This window comes from Thermoplasmatales archaeon (genome assembly GCA_014361245.1).
GTDB lineage: Archaea > Thermoplasmatota > E2 > UBA202 > JdFR-43 > JACIWB01.
This window is the reverse complement of the sequence record JACIWB010000005.1, coordinates 33686-47564: the sequence shown is the minus strand read 5'-3', so window position 1 is coordinate 47564 and position 13879 is coordinate 33686. Positions and strand designations below refer to the sequence as shown.

The 13879-nt window shown below is 35.1% G+C and carries 17 protein-coding genes; 12 read left to right on the top strand and 5 right to left on the bottom strand.

Annotation, left to right across the window (positions count from 1 at the left end; translation table 11 throughout):
• Positions 1 to 18 precede the first annotated feature (18 nt).
• The 10 genes from H5T45_01895 (at position 19) to H5T45_01850 (ending at position 6949) form a co-directional block, all read left to right on the top strand.
• Positions 19 to 399 (top strand): transposase, encoded by a 381-nt coding sequence (locus tag H5T45_01895; protein MBC7128469.1) that lies wholly within the window; start codon positions 19 to 21, stop codon positions 397 to 399.
• Positions 400 to 641: 242 nt separating this feature from the next.
• Positions 642 to 1574, top strand: coding sequence for a transcription initiation factor IIB (locus H5T45_01890; GenBank protein ID MBC7128468.1), 933 nt, complete (start codon positions 642 to 644; stop codon positions 1572 to 1574).
• On the top strand, positions 1574 to 2167 hold the full coding sequence (locus H5T45_01885) for an RlmE family RNA methyltransferase (protein MBC7128467.1): 594 nt from the start codon (positions 1574 to 1576) through the stop codon (positions 2165 to 2167). The genes H5T45_01890 and H5T45_01885 overlap by 1 nt, the downstream gene beginning before the upstream one ends.
• The gene (locus tag H5T45_01880; protein MBC7128466.1) at positions 2154 to 3338 is read left to right on the top strand and encodes a tRNA pseudouridine(54/55) synthase Pus10; all 1185 of its coding nucleotides are present in this window, start codon (positions 2154 to 2156) and stop codon (positions 3336 to 3338) included. Before H5T45_01885 ends, H5T45_01880 begins: the two co-directional genes overlap by 14 nt.
• Positions 3325 to 3618: a 50S ribosomal protein L21e gene (locus H5T45_01875; GenBank protein ID MBC7128465.1), complete on the top strand. Its 294-nt coding sequence runs from the start codon at positions 3325 to 3327 to the stop codon at positions 3616 to 3618. The genes H5T45_01880 and H5T45_01875 overlap by 14 nt, the downstream gene beginning before the upstream one ends.
• Complete coding sequence (locus H5T45_01870) at positions 3615 to 3926, top strand: RNA polymerase (GenBank protein MBC7128464.1); 312 nt, start codon at positions 3615 to 3617, stop codon at positions 3924 to 3926. Before H5T45_01875 ends, H5T45_01870 begins: the two co-directional genes overlap by 4 nt.
• A gap of 8 nt (positions 3927 to 3934) precedes the next feature.
• Positions 3935 to 4486, top strand: a complete 552-nt coding sequence (locus H5T45_01865; GenBank protein ID MBC7128463.1) for a DUF655 domain-containing protein — start codon at positions 3935 to 3937, stop codon at positions 4484 to 4486.
• Positions 4483 to 5229, top strand: coding sequence for a ribosomal RNA small subunit methyltransferase A (rsmA, locus tag H5T45_01860; GenBank protein MBC7128462.1), 747 nt, complete (start codon positions 4483 to 4485; stop codon positions 5227 to 5229). The genes H5T45_01865 and rsmA overlap by 4 nt, the downstream gene beginning before the upstream one ends.
• Complete coding sequence (locus H5T45_01855) at positions 5207 to 6181, top strand: aminopeptidase P family protein (protein MBC7128461.1); 975 nt, start codon at positions 5207 to 5209, stop codon at positions 6179 to 6181. Before rsmA ends, H5T45_01855 begins: the two co-directional genes overlap by 23 nt.
• 141 nt (positions 6182 to 6322) lie before the next feature.
• Positions 6323 to 6949, top strand: a complete 627-nt coding sequence (locus H5T45_01850; GenBank protein ID MBC7128460.1) for an RNA-binding protein — start codon at positions 6323 to 6325, stop codon at positions 6947 to 6949.
• Here the strand turns inward: H5T45_01850 and H5T45_01845 are convergent.
• Positions 6946 to 8109 (bottom strand): imidazolonepropionase, encoded by a 1164-nt coding sequence (locus H5T45_01845; protein MBC7128459.1) that lies wholly within the window; start codon positions 8107 to 8109, stop codon positions 6946 to 6948. The two genes, H5T45_01850 and H5T45_01845, sit on opposite strands and share 4 nt — an antisense overlap.
• Before the next feature lie 51 nt (positions 8110 to 8160).
• On the opposite strand from H5T45_01845, the gene H5T45_01840 reads away from it, so the two are divergent.
• Together H5T45_01840 and H5T45_01835 are read left to right on the top strand one after the other, a co-directional pair.
• Positions 8161 to 9003, top strand: coding sequence for a transketolase (locus H5T45_01840; protein MBC7128458.1), 843 nt, complete (start codon positions 8161 to 8163; stop codon positions 9001 to 9003).
• Positions 8996 to 9922 (top strand): transketolase family protein, encoded by a 927-nt coding sequence (locus tag H5T45_01835; GenBank protein MBC7128457.1) that lies wholly within the window; start codon positions 8996 to 8998, stop codon positions 9920 to 9922. The genes H5T45_01840 and H5T45_01835 overlap by 8 nt, the downstream gene beginning before the upstream one ends.
• On the opposite strand, the gene H5T45_01830 is transcribed toward H5T45_01835, so the two are convergent.
• The 4 genes from H5T45_01830 to hutH are packed head-to-tail and all read right to left on the bottom strand — an operon-like array spanning position 9919 to position 13847.
• Positions 9919 to 10524 carry a nitroreductase family protein gene (locus H5T45_01830; protein MBC7128456.1) on the bottom strand — a complete coding sequence of 202 codons (606 nt, stop codon included), beginning with the start codon at positions 10522 to 10524 and terminating at the stop codon, positions 9919 to 9921. The genes H5T45_01835 and H5T45_01830 overlap by 4 nt on opposite strands.
• A gap of 40 nt (positions 10525 to 10564) precedes the next feature.
• On the bottom strand, positions 10565 to 11203 hold the full coding sequence (locus tag H5T45_01825) for a ribonuclease HII (protein ID MBC7128455.1): 639 nt from the start codon (positions 11201 to 11203) through the stop codon (positions 10565 to 10567).
• On the bottom strand, positions 11200 to 12327 hold the full coding sequence (locus tag H5T45_01820) for a TIGR00375 family protein (GenBank protein ID MBC7128454.1): 1128 nt from the start codon (positions 12325 to 12327) through the stop codon (positions 11200 to 11202). The genes H5T45_01825 and H5T45_01820 overlap by 4 nt, the downstream gene beginning before the upstream one ends.
• Before the next feature lie 2 nt (positions 12328 to 12329).
• Positions 12330 to 13847, bottom strand: a complete 1518-nt coding sequence (gene hutH / locus H5T45_01815; GenBank protein ID MBC7128453.1) for a histidine ammonia-lyase — start codon at positions 13845 to 13847, stop codon at positions 12330 to 12332.
• Positions 13848 to 13879 lie beyond the last annotated feature (32 nt).

Here is a 13879-nt window from a genome sequence, read left to right as displayed (position 1 = left end):
GAAGAAATAAAAACAAACTTGTTCTTCATTCCAAATGGTAACAAATATAAAGAAAATTGGAAAAATTTCGATGTTTTCTGCACAAACATTGAAATTGATGAATCAAATATTCTTAGTCTTGCAGATCTATATAGGAGAAGATGGAACATAGAAAATTTTTATAGAGATGCTCAAGAGAATTTTATGATAAAAACGAAGACAGAGAATCCTATTATAAGGTTTTTCTTTTTCATATTTTCTGCTATCCTTTATAATCTGTGGTACTTTATAAGAGAATTTATTTCTATAATAGCTGAAAAGTGGAAAGATTCTATTCTTGATTTAATAAAGCAAAGAAAAGTTCTATGTAATATTAATTGTGCTAAAAGAATCGATGAAAAAATCATCAAAATTTTTTAATAATTTATCTCGAAAGTTATAGGACTATCTTTCGCTAATATTTTTATAGAGAAGAAATTATTTTTTGATTTTTTGTTTTCAGAACAATTAAATTAAATTGATAAAAAATTTTTTATTTTTTTGCAAAAAATTTGATTGCAAAAATCAAAATCTAACACAACATTCGGAAATACTGGACATGACCAAAAACTTTATATATTAGAATGTTTTTATTTTGCCGAAAAATTTAAAAAGGGATGAAAATGGTTAAGAAAAAAGCTGAAATAGAGGAAATTGAAAAGTGTCCCGAATGTGGTTCAACCCATCTTGTTCAAGATTATGAGAGAGGAGAGCTTGTTTGCCAAGATTGTGGGCTGGTTGTTGATGATGCATACATTGACCAAGGGCCTGAATGGCGCGCTTTTGACCCAGAACAAAGAGAAAAGAGAGCAAGAACAGGAGCACCTCTTGATTATACAGCAGCGGATAAGGGGCTAAGCACGGTAATCGGATGGAAAAACAAGGATAGCTACGGAAAATCAATTCCAACAAGAAACAGGGCACAGCTATACAGGCTCAGGAAGTGGCAGAGAAGAATAAGAGTAGGAGGCTCTTCAGAAAGAAGTCTTGCAGCAGCTTTACAGGAACTGGATAGAATAGCAACTGATATGAACTTATCGAGAAATGTAAGAGAGGCTTCCGCAATGGTTTATAGGAGGGCTGTGGAAAAGAACCTTATAAGAGGGAGAAGCATCGAGGGGGTGACGGCGGCAGCAATATACGCCGCCTGCAGGCAGTGCGGGGTGCCGCGCACACTTGATGAGGTGGCAATGTCATCCAAAGTCGATAGGAAGGAGATAGGACGCACATATCGCTTTTTGGCGAGGGAGCTTTATCTAAAACTTATGCCAACATTTCCGCAGGATTATGTCGAGAGGTTTTGCTCTGAACTAAATCTTAGCGAGGAAGTGAAGACAAAAGCGCTTGAAATACTTCAGCAAGCTGAAGACAAGGAGCTTACTTCTGGAAGAGGGCCAACAGGTGTGGCTGCAGCAGCAATTTATATTGCATCAATACTCTGTGGGGAAAGAAGAACACAGCGGGAGGTTGCGGATGTTGCTGGTGTTACAGAAGTTACAATAAGGAATAGATATAAGGAACTTGCTGAAGAACTTGACCTTGATGTTGTTCTTTAATGAAATGGATTTCCGAAAGAAAAAAGGACCATTACTACAAAGAGGCGAAAAAGCAGGGATATAGAGCGAGAAGTGCTTTTAAACTTATTCAGATAAACAACAGATATCATATTTTAAGGAAAGGAAGCATTATAATTGATCTCGGGGCGTCACCAGGGGGATGGAGCCAGGTTGCTTCCAGATATGGAAGGGTTATAGCGATTGATATAAAAAAAATGATGCCTATTGAGGGTGTCGAATTTATTGAAGGAGATATCACCGATGAAAATACTGTTTCAAGAATAAAAGATATTGCAAGCGAGGTTGATGCAGTTATAAGTGATGCATCCCCCAACTTATCTGGAAAGTATGAAATGGACCAGGCAAGGAGTGTATGGCTATGCGAGCATGCCTTTAAAATTGCAAAAGAATTTCTAAAAGAAGGTGGAAATTTTGTTTGTAAAATCTTCGAAGGCAGTGACTTTAAAGAATTTTTAGAAGATGTTAAAAAATCCTTCAGGATGGTAAAACTTCATCGCCCGCAGGCGAGCAGAAAAGCAAGCAGTGAAGTATATATCATTGCAAAAGGGTATAGAAAATATGAAAGAGATTGAAAAAATAGCCAGTTATGGGCTCTGCAATTCATGCCTTGGAAGACAATTTGCAAAATTAAAAGACGGACTAAAAAATTATGAAAGAGGAAAAAAATTTTGCTCGCTACTTAAAATTGATGAAACTCCTCCAAAAAAATGCTGGCTTTGTTCAGGTATATCTGGGGAAATAGAAAATTATGCAAAAATTTTGATGGAAGAAATGAAAAAATATGAATTCGATAGTTTTCTGGTCGGGTGCATGATTGATGAGGAAATAATAATGAAGGAAAAAGAAATAGAAACAGATTATAGTGAAAGCATAAAAAGGGAAATAGACAGGGAGGTAGGAAAAATAATTGAAAAAATTACTGGAAAAACAGTTGATTTTGAATCTCCAGATATTGTTGGTATAATAGACACCTCATTTGATAGAGTTAAATTGGATGTAAAACCAGTTTTTATATATGGAAGATACAAAAAGCTAATCAGGGGCATTCCTCAGACAAAATGGTATTGCAGGAAATGCAGAGGAATAGGATGTAAATATTGCAATTATAAGGGGAAAATGTATGAGGAAAGTGTGGAAGAACTGATTGCTCACGAAGCATTGCATCAGTTTGAAGCAGAAGACGAAAGTTTTCATGGAGCGGGAAGAGAGGATATAGATGTATTGATGCTTGGAAATGGCAGACCCTTCATACTTGAATTAAGGAATCCAAAAAAAAGAAAAATAGATTTAAAAATTCTTGAGAAAAAAATAAATGAATATGCAAAAGGAAAAGTGGAGGTAAGCAATTTAAGATATGCCAGCAGGAACGAGATAGAAAAATTGAAAAGTGCTAAATACGAGAAAGTATATAGGGTAAAGATAAAATTCACTGGCGATGGAAAAATTAATGAAGCGGTAAATGCATTAAGGGGTAGAAAAATAGCTCAACGCACTCCAAGCAGGGTTTCCCATAGACGGGCAGAAAAAATAAGGGAAAGAAAAATAATAGATATAAAAATAATGGAAATTAAAATGAATGAAGCAGTAATTGAAGTCGTTGCAGAAGCCGGGACTTACATAAAGGAACTCATAACAGGAGATAATGGAAGGACAATACCTTCGCTTAGCGAGTTATATGGCTCAGAAATAGAAGTAGAAGAGTTGGATGTAATATACGTGGGTGATGAAAATGAGAAGATCTAGAGGATTTAGGAGCAAAACAAGAAAAAAATTGGGAAAAAAATTTAGAGAAGGAAAAATGAATGTTATAACAAGAGCAATGCAAAAATTTGAGGAGGGAGAAAAGGTTGCAATAGTGATAGATCCCTCTGTCCATTATGGAATGCCCCATCCCCGCTACCAGGGAAAAACGGGTAGCATCGCAGGGAGGCAGGGGAAGGCATATATACTAAAGATAAGAGATGGTAACAAAATAAAGCATATAATCGCTTATCCTGAACATTTGAGAAGGGTATCAGGATGAAAATTCTCCTTATTTCTGAAATAAAAGATATATTGAGCAAGATTAGCAGTAAAAGAGAACTAAATAGGGAGCAAAAAATAGCTCTTGAACACAGCGAAAAAGTATCTTCGATAAGCATTAAGGAAGGGAGGGAGCTTGTAGAAGAGCTAATGAAAATAGGAAGAATTAATGAAAAACAGGCGTGCAAAATAGCGGATTTATTGCCAGTAGAAAAAGACGAAGTAGTTGCAATATTTGCAAAAGAAACATACATGCCATCTGACGAGGAAATAAATAAAATTATTGAACTGGTTAAAAAATATAAATAGGAGGCAGAATGGAAGATTTTGTTTATATTTTGGATTATTTACCCTCAGGAAGAACTGGTTATAGGAGGATACCTGTTGCCTATGGAATAGGTGAAAAAGAATTTACATTACTTGAACTCACTCCAAAACCAGATGTCACACTCAATATAGGAGAAAGGGTCTATGTTGGAAAAGAGCTTGAGAAAAGAGATAAAATAATGAAGGTAAAAGGAAGGGTTAATTATGAAGATTTAACACCAACAGCTCAGGGAGAACTTTTTTATGTTCTTATAGATATAGTAAAGAAAAATGAAGATAGATTTGTTAAATTTTTTAATGAATCTCCTCCGATAACAACCAGATTTCATGCCCTCGAACTTATCCCGGGACTGGGTAAAAAAACAATGCTCGAAATTTTACAGGAAAGAAAGAAGGCTCCTTTCAAAAATTTTGAAGATTTATCTGCAAGGATAAAAAATCTTCATCATCCAGATAAACTAATTGCTAAAAGGGTTCTTGAAGAATTGCAGAACCCAGATGAAAAATACCGCTTATTTACCCGCCCGCCTCTAAGAAAATGAAATTCAGCCAGAATTTTTTGATAGATGAAAGTATAGCTGAAAGACAGGTAAATTATGCAAATTTGAATAAAAATGATTTTGTACTTGAAATAGGAGCGGGAAATGGAATTTTAACAAAAAAAATTGCTAAAATTGCCAAAGTTATTGCAGTTGAAATAGACGAAAGGTTTATACCAAAACTGAAAAATATAAAAAATGTTGAAGTGATAAATGAGGATGTAACAAAAATTGATTTAAATGATATATATTTCAATAAGGTAATTTCAAATATTCCATATCATATTTCTTCCGAAATAACATTTAAATTACTTGAAAAAAAATTTGAACTCGGCATACTTATGTATCAAAAGGAATTTGCTGAAAGGCTTGTTGCAAGAGAAGGAAAAAATTATTCCCGCCTCTCAGTAATGGCTTATTCAAAAGCAGACATTGAGATTCTTGAGATTGTTCCGAGAAGAGCATTCCGCCCTATCCCAAAAGTTGATTCCTGCATTGTAAAAGTTGTGCCGATTGGAAAAAGATTTGATTTGAATTATGAAATATTTGATAGGGTTGTAAGGGTTCTTTTTGCCCATAGAAGAAAAAAAATAAAGAATTCTGTTGCTGCGCTGGGCCCGCTTGCAAGGGAGGCGGCGGAAAAAACTGGTGTGGCTGACAGGAGGGTGGAGGAAATAAGCCCGGAGAAAATAGCGGAATTATGCAAATATCTGGAGGATAAAAATGAGATGGAAAAAAATATTTGATTTGACTGATGTTGATGCGATATTTATAAAAAATAATGATGAGAATTTTTTTTATTTTACAAAAGCAAAAGGGTTGCATGAGGACAGCGTTGCAATTGTTACAAAGGAAGGAGCAAAAATTATTTCCACTCCCCTTGAAAGAGAGGGAATCTTTTATCATAGCAAGGAGGAGCTTAAAAAAATTTTGAAGGATTTTTTAGATGGAAAAAAAATTGGTTTCAATGGAGAAGCTCTTAAATACAATGATTTTATCTATTTGAAGAAAAATTTTAAGGCAAATTTTATTGATATAAGCAGAAAAATTAAGGAGGTTAGGGTAATAAAGGATAAAGAAGAAATAAAAAAAATAAGAAGGGCATGCCTGCTAACCTTGAAATCTATTGAGAAGCTAAATTTTTATGGAAAAAGAGAAAAAGATGTTGCTTTTGAAATAGATTGCAAAATAAATAGAGAAGCAAAAAATGCCTTCCCAACAATAGTTGCTTTTGGAAAAAATACATCAATTCCCCATCATGTTCCTTCAAATAAATTATTTTCAAATCCAGTTATAATTGATTGTGGGGCAAAGTATGATGGCTACTGCTCGGATATTACAAGGTCTTTTTACAGCCAGAGAGAAAAAAGAGTATATGAAATAGTAAATGAAGCATTAAATATTGCAATTGATGAATTAAAGGAAGGAGTAAAAGCAAGTGAGGTATATAAAAAAGTAGAAAAATTTTTTTCAAGGTATAAATTTAAAATGATTCATGGACTGGGTCATTCCATTGGCTTAAATGTGCATGATGGCTATTCCATAAGCAAAAAATCCAATTTTTTATTTAAAGAAAACATGGTTTTTGCAATTGAGCCGGCAGTTTATACTAAAAACTTCGGAATAAGAATTGAGGAAGATGTTTTAATAAAAAAGAGGAAGGCGGAAATAATTACAGTTTATCCGAATGAAAAATAAATTCTTTTTTACTTTTTCTTTCCAAATTCATAGTAAATATGCCAGATTTGCCAATTTTTTATACCATCCCATTGGTGCAATTTCACTTTCGGAAAAACTGAATTAGCAGATAAATTTAATATTCTTTCGTATTTTTCTTTTATGAAAAATCTTGAAGAGATAACAGGTTTTATAGAAAAAAAACTGAATGAAAAGGATGATTTGCGAGAAAAGACGTTGAAGTTTTGCAGGGATATAATAAGGAACAGCAGGAAAAGCATTAAAAAGATACACTATGGAGAAATTGATGAGGCAAAAAAATATATTGAGGAAGCGAAAAAAATATTAAAGGAAATAAAAGATTCAGCAAAGGAGCATCCGGATATAATATCCTCCGGCTACACGGAAGGCGCAATGCAGGAGCTTGCGGAGGCGGAAATTTTTCTCTCAATAATTGAGGATAAAGATTTTCCTTACCCAGATGAAATAAATGTGAGCTGCTCTGCCTACCTGATGGGGCTTGCTGACGCTGTAGGAGAGCTAAAGAGAAAGGAATTTTATATGCTGAGGGAGAAAAATATAAAAGAAGTAGAGAAGTTGCTTGAAATAATAGAGGAAATAAGTGATAAAATATTTGAATTTGACTATCCTTCTGGCCTAATACCCATAAAAAAGAAGCAGGATGCAATAAGGAGGATGGTTGAAAGGATGAGAGAAGATGTAATATTATTTACGAAAAGCAGGGAACTGGAGGATAAAATTGAAGAAATATTGAAGAAATTAGATTAGTTGCTCTCGTATATTATTTCACCATTTTTTATTACTTTATTAACGAAATTCACTCCAATCTTATAGGCAATGAATGAATGGGAAGGAATATTTGTAATTATTAAATCTGCTTTTTTATCCTTTTCTATGCTTCCAATCTCCCTATCCATTTTTAATGCTTTTGCAGAATTTATTGTGGCATATTTTAAAGCGTCAATAACCTTAATTCCCATCTTATAGCAGGCAATCTGAAGGGCGAGCTGCATATTCATAACATAGCAATTTGGATTCAAATCGGTTGCAATTGCAATATCAACTCCAGATTTTTTCATATTTTCATATGAGGGAAAATGCTCATCAAGTAAAAATGGCACAAAAGGAAGCAAAACAGCCACTACTCCATTTTTTGCCATCAGTTTCAGATCATTCAACCTTGCCTTCAGCAAATGGTCTGCTGAAGATGCTTTAATTTCCCCTGCAAGCCTCCCGCATCCAATGCATGAAAACTCATCTGCATGAATTTTTGGAATCATTCCATATTTTTTTCCAGCTTGCAATATTTTTCTTGATGAATCAATGCTGAAATATCCTTTTTCGCAAAAAACATCGCAGAATTTTGCCATTTTTCTTTCTCCTATATAAGGAATTACTTCATTTAAAATATAATCAACATAATCTTTTTCATTTTCTCCCTCAGGAATTGCATGTGCAAGAAATGTTGGAATTGCATCGATTCTATCTATTCCGTTTATCACTTTAAGCAATTTTACTTCATTTTTCAAATCAAGTCCATAACCGCTTTTAATTTCCACTGTTGTTGTTCCATGCTTTATCATCTCCTCTATTCTTTTTTCTGTTTCCCTCTTTATTTTTTCCTTGCTTGCCTTTCTTGTTTCTCTCACAGTAAATAATATTCCTCCCCCTCTCTCCGCAATCTCTCTATAGCTTGCTCCTTCTAATTTCCATTCAACTTCAAAATCTCTATACCCAGCAAAAACAGCATGAGTATGACAATCCACAAAGCCCGGCATAACAAAATTATTGCAAGCATCTATAACTTCATCTGCCCTCTTTTTTTCTCCTATGCTTTTTATTTTTCCCTCCTCCATATAGATATATTTCTCCTTCCTTATGCCATATCCATCAAAAATTTCTCCTATATTCTTTATCAGCAAGCTCATAAAAGTAATTCCATCATCATAAATAAATATGTGTAATTTATTTCATATAAAATGCATGAAGAAAAACTTGTAAAAGAAATAAAAAGAACTGCTTTACAGATAAGAAAATGGGTTATAGAATCAATTTATAGGGCTGGCTCTGGGCATCCAGGCGGGAGTTTATCAATTGCTGATATAATTGCCTGCCTTTACTTTCATGAAATGAGACACAACCCAAAAAATCCTAAATGGGAGGATAGAGACAGGCTTGTTCTTTCGAAAGGGCATGCATGCCCCGCACTATATGCCGCTCTTGCTTTGTCTGGCTATTTCCCTGTCGATGAACTAAAAAATCTTCGAAAAACTGGACATTTCCTTCAGGGACATCCTTGCATGAGGAAGGTGCCAGGCGTGGATATGTCAACTGGCTCGCTCGGGCATGGATTGAGTGTTGCTGTTGGAATGGCTCTCGCCGGAAAAATTGATAAAAAGGATTACAGAGTTTTTGTTATACTTGGAGACGGGGAATTGCAGGAGGGGGAGGTATGGGAAGCAGCAAATTCTGCCTCTCATTTCAAGCTCGATAATTTAATTGCTATTCTTGATAGAAATGGCTTGCAGATAGATGGGCCAACTGAAGAAATAATGCATATTGAACCAATTGCCTGGAGATGGCGTGCTTTTGGATGGAATGTGATTGAAATAGATGGGCATAATATTGAAGAAATTTTGGATACATTTCACAATATAAAGAAAAATGGAAAGCCAACAATAATAGTAGCAAACACAATAAAAGGAAAAGGTGTGTCATTTATGGAAGGAACTCTATCATTCCATGGAAAAGCACCTTCACATGAACAATACATGAAAGCGATAAGTGAGCTTGAACAAGAGGAGCGTGAGTTAGATGTTTAAAGAAAAGAGGAATTTAAGAGATGCATACAGCTCCGCATTGATTGAATTGGGAAATAAAAATAAGGATGTAGTTGTGCTCGATGCAGATTTAGCCCTTTCAACAAAAACAAAAAGATTTGGAACAGTTTTTCCAGACCGCTTTTTTGATGTTGGAATTGCGGAAGCAAATATGATGGGAATAGCAGCTGGCCTTGCAACATGTGGAAAGATAGTTTTTGCCTCCACATTCGCGGTTTTTGCAACAGGAAGATGTTATGATGCAATCCGCCAGTCAATAGCATATCCCTGCCTAAATGTAAAAATTGTTGCGACGCATGCGGGCGTATCTGTTGGAGGAGACGGGGCAAGCCACCAAATGCTTGAGGATATTGCTTTGATGAGAGCTTTGCCAAACATGACGGTTATTGCTCCAGCTGATGCCACTGAAATGGAAGATGTTGTTCCCGAGATTGCAAACTATTATGGGCCTTGCTATGTTCGCATTGGAAGGGCTGATGCTCCTGTTATATTTGAAAAGCATGGAGAATTTAAGATAGGAAAGGGATATATTTTAAAAGACGGAGACGATGTTGCAATAATAGCAACAGGAACAATGACAGCAGAAGCAATAAAGGCGGGAGAAATTTTGAAGAAAGAAGGAATAGATGCAATGGTTGTTCATATGCCCACAATAAAGCCAATTGATAAGAAAGTTGTTGAAAAGGCAAGCAAAACAGGAAGAATAATAACCTGCGAGGAGCATACAGTAATAGGTGGGCTTGGAGATGCGATTGCGATGGCAATTCAAAGGAAGCCAACCCAGATGCATAGAATAGGAATAAATGATGTTTTTGGAGAAAGCGGAGAAGCAGAAGAATTGCTCGAAAAATACGGGCTCACTGCTGAGAATATTGCAAAAGTTGCTAGGGAAATGATTTAATCAATCCATTTTATTATGTCCGCCATCGGATTTCTTAAAGGTGTTTGCGGGATTTTATCTGGATAACCAAATGTAAGACAGGCAGAAATATGATAGCCATCTGGCACACCAATTTTTTTCATAATATCCCTGTTCATCTCAAGAAATTTTGCAAAGCCTATCCAGCAACTTCCAATACCAACGCTCCATGCATAAAGCATCATATTCTGGGCGCAGCATGCACATGATTCATCATTAAAAATCCTATCATCTGTAACTATAAATACTACTACTGGTGCATCAAAAAATATTGAGGTTTTTGATTTTGTAATTGCGAAAAGAAAAAATATCGTTGTCTCATCTTCCAGCTCCTTATATCTTTTTCTCAATTTTCTCCTATTTTTAATTATATTCCCTATTTCCCTTTTCACTTCTTCTGAAAGTTTTTTTATAAAATCTTTATTTGTAATAACTATGAATCTCCAAGGTTGCCTATTTTCTGCAGAGGGAGCATATCTTCCAGCATCTATAATTTCCTCTATTATTTCTTTCGGCAAATCCTTATTAGAATAATTCCTTACGCTTCTCCTTCCTTTTATACACGAAATTACTTCATTTTCCATAAATAGTAAAACAAAGGCAGTATTTTTCAGTTATTGCTATTTAAAACAATCTTTTCTGCTTTATCCTTTCCAATGTTTTCCAGCTTTTTCTTGTATGTGGTGGAAATTCATTGAACTTTTCAAACCATTCTCTTATGAACTCTATTGTTTTTTCATCGCTTGGATAACCGCTTCCAAGAGGTTTATTAATTATTTTTTCAAGTTCTTCAGAAATTTTCTTAATTTGCCTGTCTCTCTCAACCTTTGCAATTATTGAAGCGGCACTTACAACCGCATAATTTTCATCTGCCTTATGCTCGCAAATAACTTCACCATATTTCAAATTCTTTTTTATCATTTCCCCAAATTCTTTGCTGTCATTTCCTGCAGAATCTATAAAATAAATTCTTGCAAAATTTTTATTGGCAACACTTGCAAAAATATATGCCTCAAGCTCATTAATTGTCATTGTTTTCCTCAAATCATCTATATCACTTGCTTCTATAACCACAATTTCATGAACAAAATTATTTTTTATATAAGATGCAATTTCCTCCCTCCTTCCAGGCGTGAGTTTTTTCGAATCCTTAACCCCTGCCCTTAAAAGCTTCTCTTCATCGCTTTCCTCAATCCAAACACCCGCAACAACCATCGGCCCTATAACAGGCCCGCGCCCCGCCTCGTCTATACCACATATCATATTATCAGCTCCCCATATTTCCCCCCGCCGCCAGGAATTATTTTTATTTTTCCTTCTCTAAAAGAGGCAATTGCATCAATAATTGCTTGAGGAGATTTTTTCCTTAATTCGCTTAAATTTGCATCCAGAAGCAAATTTATTTCGCTTCCAAAGCTCAAAAGTTCTTCCCATCTTTTAATGGCAAGAGATGAATAGGGGCTTATGCGAAGTGAGGATGCTATTATCTCTACAAGAGGTATAAGATGAACATATCTCGCCCTATTTTCAGGATGAACTGGCTCATCGTAATCAGCAAGCTCATCAATTCTATCCTTTACTCCTTTTTTTATTTTTCCGCCACACCTGCACTTCCATCCCATCTTTTCTGCCTCATTTTTTTCATAAATTCTATAGCAAAAACAACAAGCGGTGCGATTATATTTACCTTTTTCAGGAGGGTAACCAGCATTTATAGCTATTTTTCCTTTAGCAATTGCATTTTTTATTTCATCCCAGCTGAACTCATTTATTTCAATTCTATTAAATTCCCTTCCCAAGCGGTGAGGTGAGGAAGAATGAGCATCTGAATTTGTTAAAAAAGGCAATGAATTTAATTCTTTTATTCTATCTGCATAGTTTGAATCAGCACTTAGCCCAAGTTCAACGAAAGATGGTTTTTTTCCATAATATTCTAATACTGAGTTAAAATAAGCATATAGAGAAGTATAGGGCGTGAAGGCATGCGCCGGCCCAACCAAAGCATTTGCTTCAAAGGAAATTTCAATAAGCTCATTTCCACCAGCAAAAATTTTTGGCCTTCCGCTGAATTCATCCTTTATATAATTTTTTACACTTTCTTTGAATTGCTCAACTGAGTCAAAGTCTGGAAAGAGCAAAAGATGATGAACCCTGTTTTTGTCTTCTACTTCGCAAGTGAGTACAAAATTTATTCCTTCCACCTCTATTTTCCCTTTTGAATAATATTTCTTTATTTCTTTCTGCCATTTTTCATGCAGGCAATCGCCGGTGCCCAAAATATTCAATCCCTTCTTTTTAGCCCCAATTGCAAGATTTTTTAAATCAATTTTTTCCGAAGACCCGCCAGAAAATGAGGAATGAATATGGAAATCAGCATTTACAAGCATATTTACTCCATCCTTCCAACTATTTTTTCAACTTCTCTTACAATTTCCCCACTATTAACAGCTTTTTCAATTTTTTCTATATCCTCATACATTGCTCTATCCTCTTTTAGCTCTTTAACATATTTTCTCACAATTTCTTTCGCCTTCATGCTTGCTGGAGATGCCTTGAGCTTGAAAAAATCCAAAGCCTGGGATGCAACTATGTATTCAATGGCTATTATTTTCCTTGTGTTTTTAATTATTTGCATGCATTTTCTTGCCCCTATGCTCCCCATTGATTGATAATCCTCCTGATTTGCTGAAGTTGGAATGTTATCAACGCTTGCTGGATAAGCCAAGCTTTTGTTTTCACTTGCAAGAGAGGCAGCTACATATTGCAATAGCATCATTCCTGAGTTTATTCCCGGCTCTTTTATAAGAAAAGGTGGTAATCCAGATAGCTTTGCATCTAAAAGGCGAAATATTCTTCTTTCAGAAAAATTTCCCATTTTTGTGAGTAAAATATTGAGTAAATCAAGTGAGATTGCTAATGCATCGCCATGAAAATTTCCTCCCGATAATGCAAAATTTTCGAATATAAGAGGGTTATCTGTAACAGAATTTATTTCTGTCCCAACAATTTTTTTCAGAAAGTTCAAGTATTCATGAAAAGCTCCAAATACTTGGGGCATGCATCTTAGCGTATAAGCATCCTGAACTTTTTCACAATTTTTATGAGAAGCAATTATTTCGCTTCCTCTTGTAAGCTTCCAGAGATTTCTGGCAACCGCCATCTGTCCTTCATATGGGCGCAGTTTGCTTATTTCCTCTCTAAAAGCTTGATCGGTGCCTTTCAAAGCTTCCAAGCTCATTACTCCTGCAATCTGGGCATTTTTTAACAAATTCTCAGCATCATGCAGGGCTAAGCAAGCAATACCAGCCATAAACTGCGTTCCATTTATCATAGCAATTCCTTCCTTAGCATCAAACTCAATTTTTTTAATTCCTAACTTTTTGAATACATTGCCTGTGCTTTCTATCTTTCCATTAAAAAAAGCAAATCCCTCACCCATCATCGCCAGCCCAAGATGAGCCAATGGCACCAAATCACCACTCGCCCCTACAGAGCCCTGCGATGGAATATATGGATAAAAATTTTTATTTAGCATTTCAGCAAGCTTCTTAACTATTTCATATCTTACACCTGAATAACCCTTTGCAAGCGAGACCAATCGCAAAAAAATTATTGCCCTTACAATTTCTTCATCAAGGGCTTCTCCAACCCCACATGAATGACTTCTTATCAAATTTTTTTGCAATTCCTTAATTTTTTCCTTACTTATTTTTATATTTTCTAATTCTCCAAAGCCAGTATTTATTCCATAAACAGCTTTATCTTTTGAAATTATATTCAATAAATTTTTTCTTCCTTTTTCCACCCTTCTCTTTGCTTCTTTACCTATCTCAACCTTATATCTTTTTCTTGCAACATTAAAAACATCTTCTATTCCAATATTTTTACCATCAATGCGAACTTTCATGCTATTAATATAATATGGATAAAATAATTTTT

What these genes read in the sequence shown, in the direction of transcription:
- H5T45_01890 (MBC7128468.1), top strand. Translation starts at nt 642, where the DNA reads ATGGTTAAGAAAAAAGCTGAAATAGAGGAAATTGAAAAGTGTCCCGAA.
- H5T45_01885 (MBC7128467.1), top strand. Translation starts at nt 1,574, where the DNA reads ATGAAATGGATTTCCGAAAGAAAAAAGGACCATTACTACAAAGAGGCG.
- H5T45_01880 (MBC7128466.1), top strand. Translation starts at nt 2,154, where the DNA reads ATGAAAGAGATTGAAAAAATAGCCAGTTATGGGCTCTGCAATTCATGC.
- H5T45_01875 (MBC7128465.1), top strand. Translation starts at nt 3,325, where the DNA reads ATGAGAAGATCTAGAGGATTTAGGAGCAAAACAAGAAAAAAATTGGGA.
- H5T45_01870 (MBC7128464.1), top strand. Translation starts at nt 3,615, where the DNA reads ATGAAAATTCTCCTTATTTCTGAAATAAAAGATATATTGAGCAAGATT.
- H5T45_01865 (MBC7128463.1), top strand. Translation starts at nt 3,935, where the DNA reads ATGGAAGATTTTGTTTATATTTTGGATTATTTACCCTCAGGAAGAACT.
- rsmA (MBC7128462.1), top strand. Translation starts at nt 4,483, where the DNA reads ATGAAATTCAGCCAGAATTTTTTGATAGATGAAAGTATAGCTGAAAGA.
- H5T45_01855 (MBC7128461.1), top strand. Translation starts at nt 5,207, where the DNA reads ATGAGATGGAAAAAAATATTTGATTTGACTGATGTTGATGCGATATTT.
- H5T45_01850 (MBC7128460.1), top strand. Translation starts at nt 6,323, where the DNA reads ATGAAAAATCTTGAAGAGATAACAGGTTTTATAGAAAAAAAACTGAAT.
- H5T45_01845 (MBC7128459.1), bottom strand. Translation starts at nt 8,109, where the DNA reads ATGAGCTTGCTGATAAAGAATATAGGAGAAATTTTTGATGGATATGGC.
- H5T45_01840 (MBC7128458.1), top strand. Translation starts at nt 8,161, where the DNA reads ATGCATGAAGAAAAACTTGTAAAAGAAATAAAAAGAACTGCTTTACAG.
- H5T45_01835 (MBC7128457.1), top strand. Translation starts at nt 8,996, where the DNA reads ATGTTTAAAGAAAAGAGGAATTTAAGAGATGCATACAGCTCCGCATTG.
- H5T45_01830 (MBC7128456.1), bottom strand. Translation starts at nt 10,524, where the DNA reads ATGGAAAATGAAGTAATTTCGTGTATAAAAGGAAGGAGAAGCGTAAGG.
- H5T45_01825 (MBC7128455.1), bottom strand. Translation starts at nt 11,203, where the DNA reads ATGATATGTGGTATAGACGAGGCGGGGCGCGGGCCTGTTATAGGGCCG.
- H5T45_01820 (MBC7128454.1), bottom strand. Translation starts at nt 12,327, where the DNA reads ATGCTTGTAAATGCTGATTTCCATATTCATTCCTCATTTTCTGGCGGG.
- hutH (MBC7128453.1), bottom strand. Translation starts at nt 13,847, where the DNA reads ATGAAAGTTCGCATTGATGGTAAAAATATTGGAATAGAAGATGTTTTT.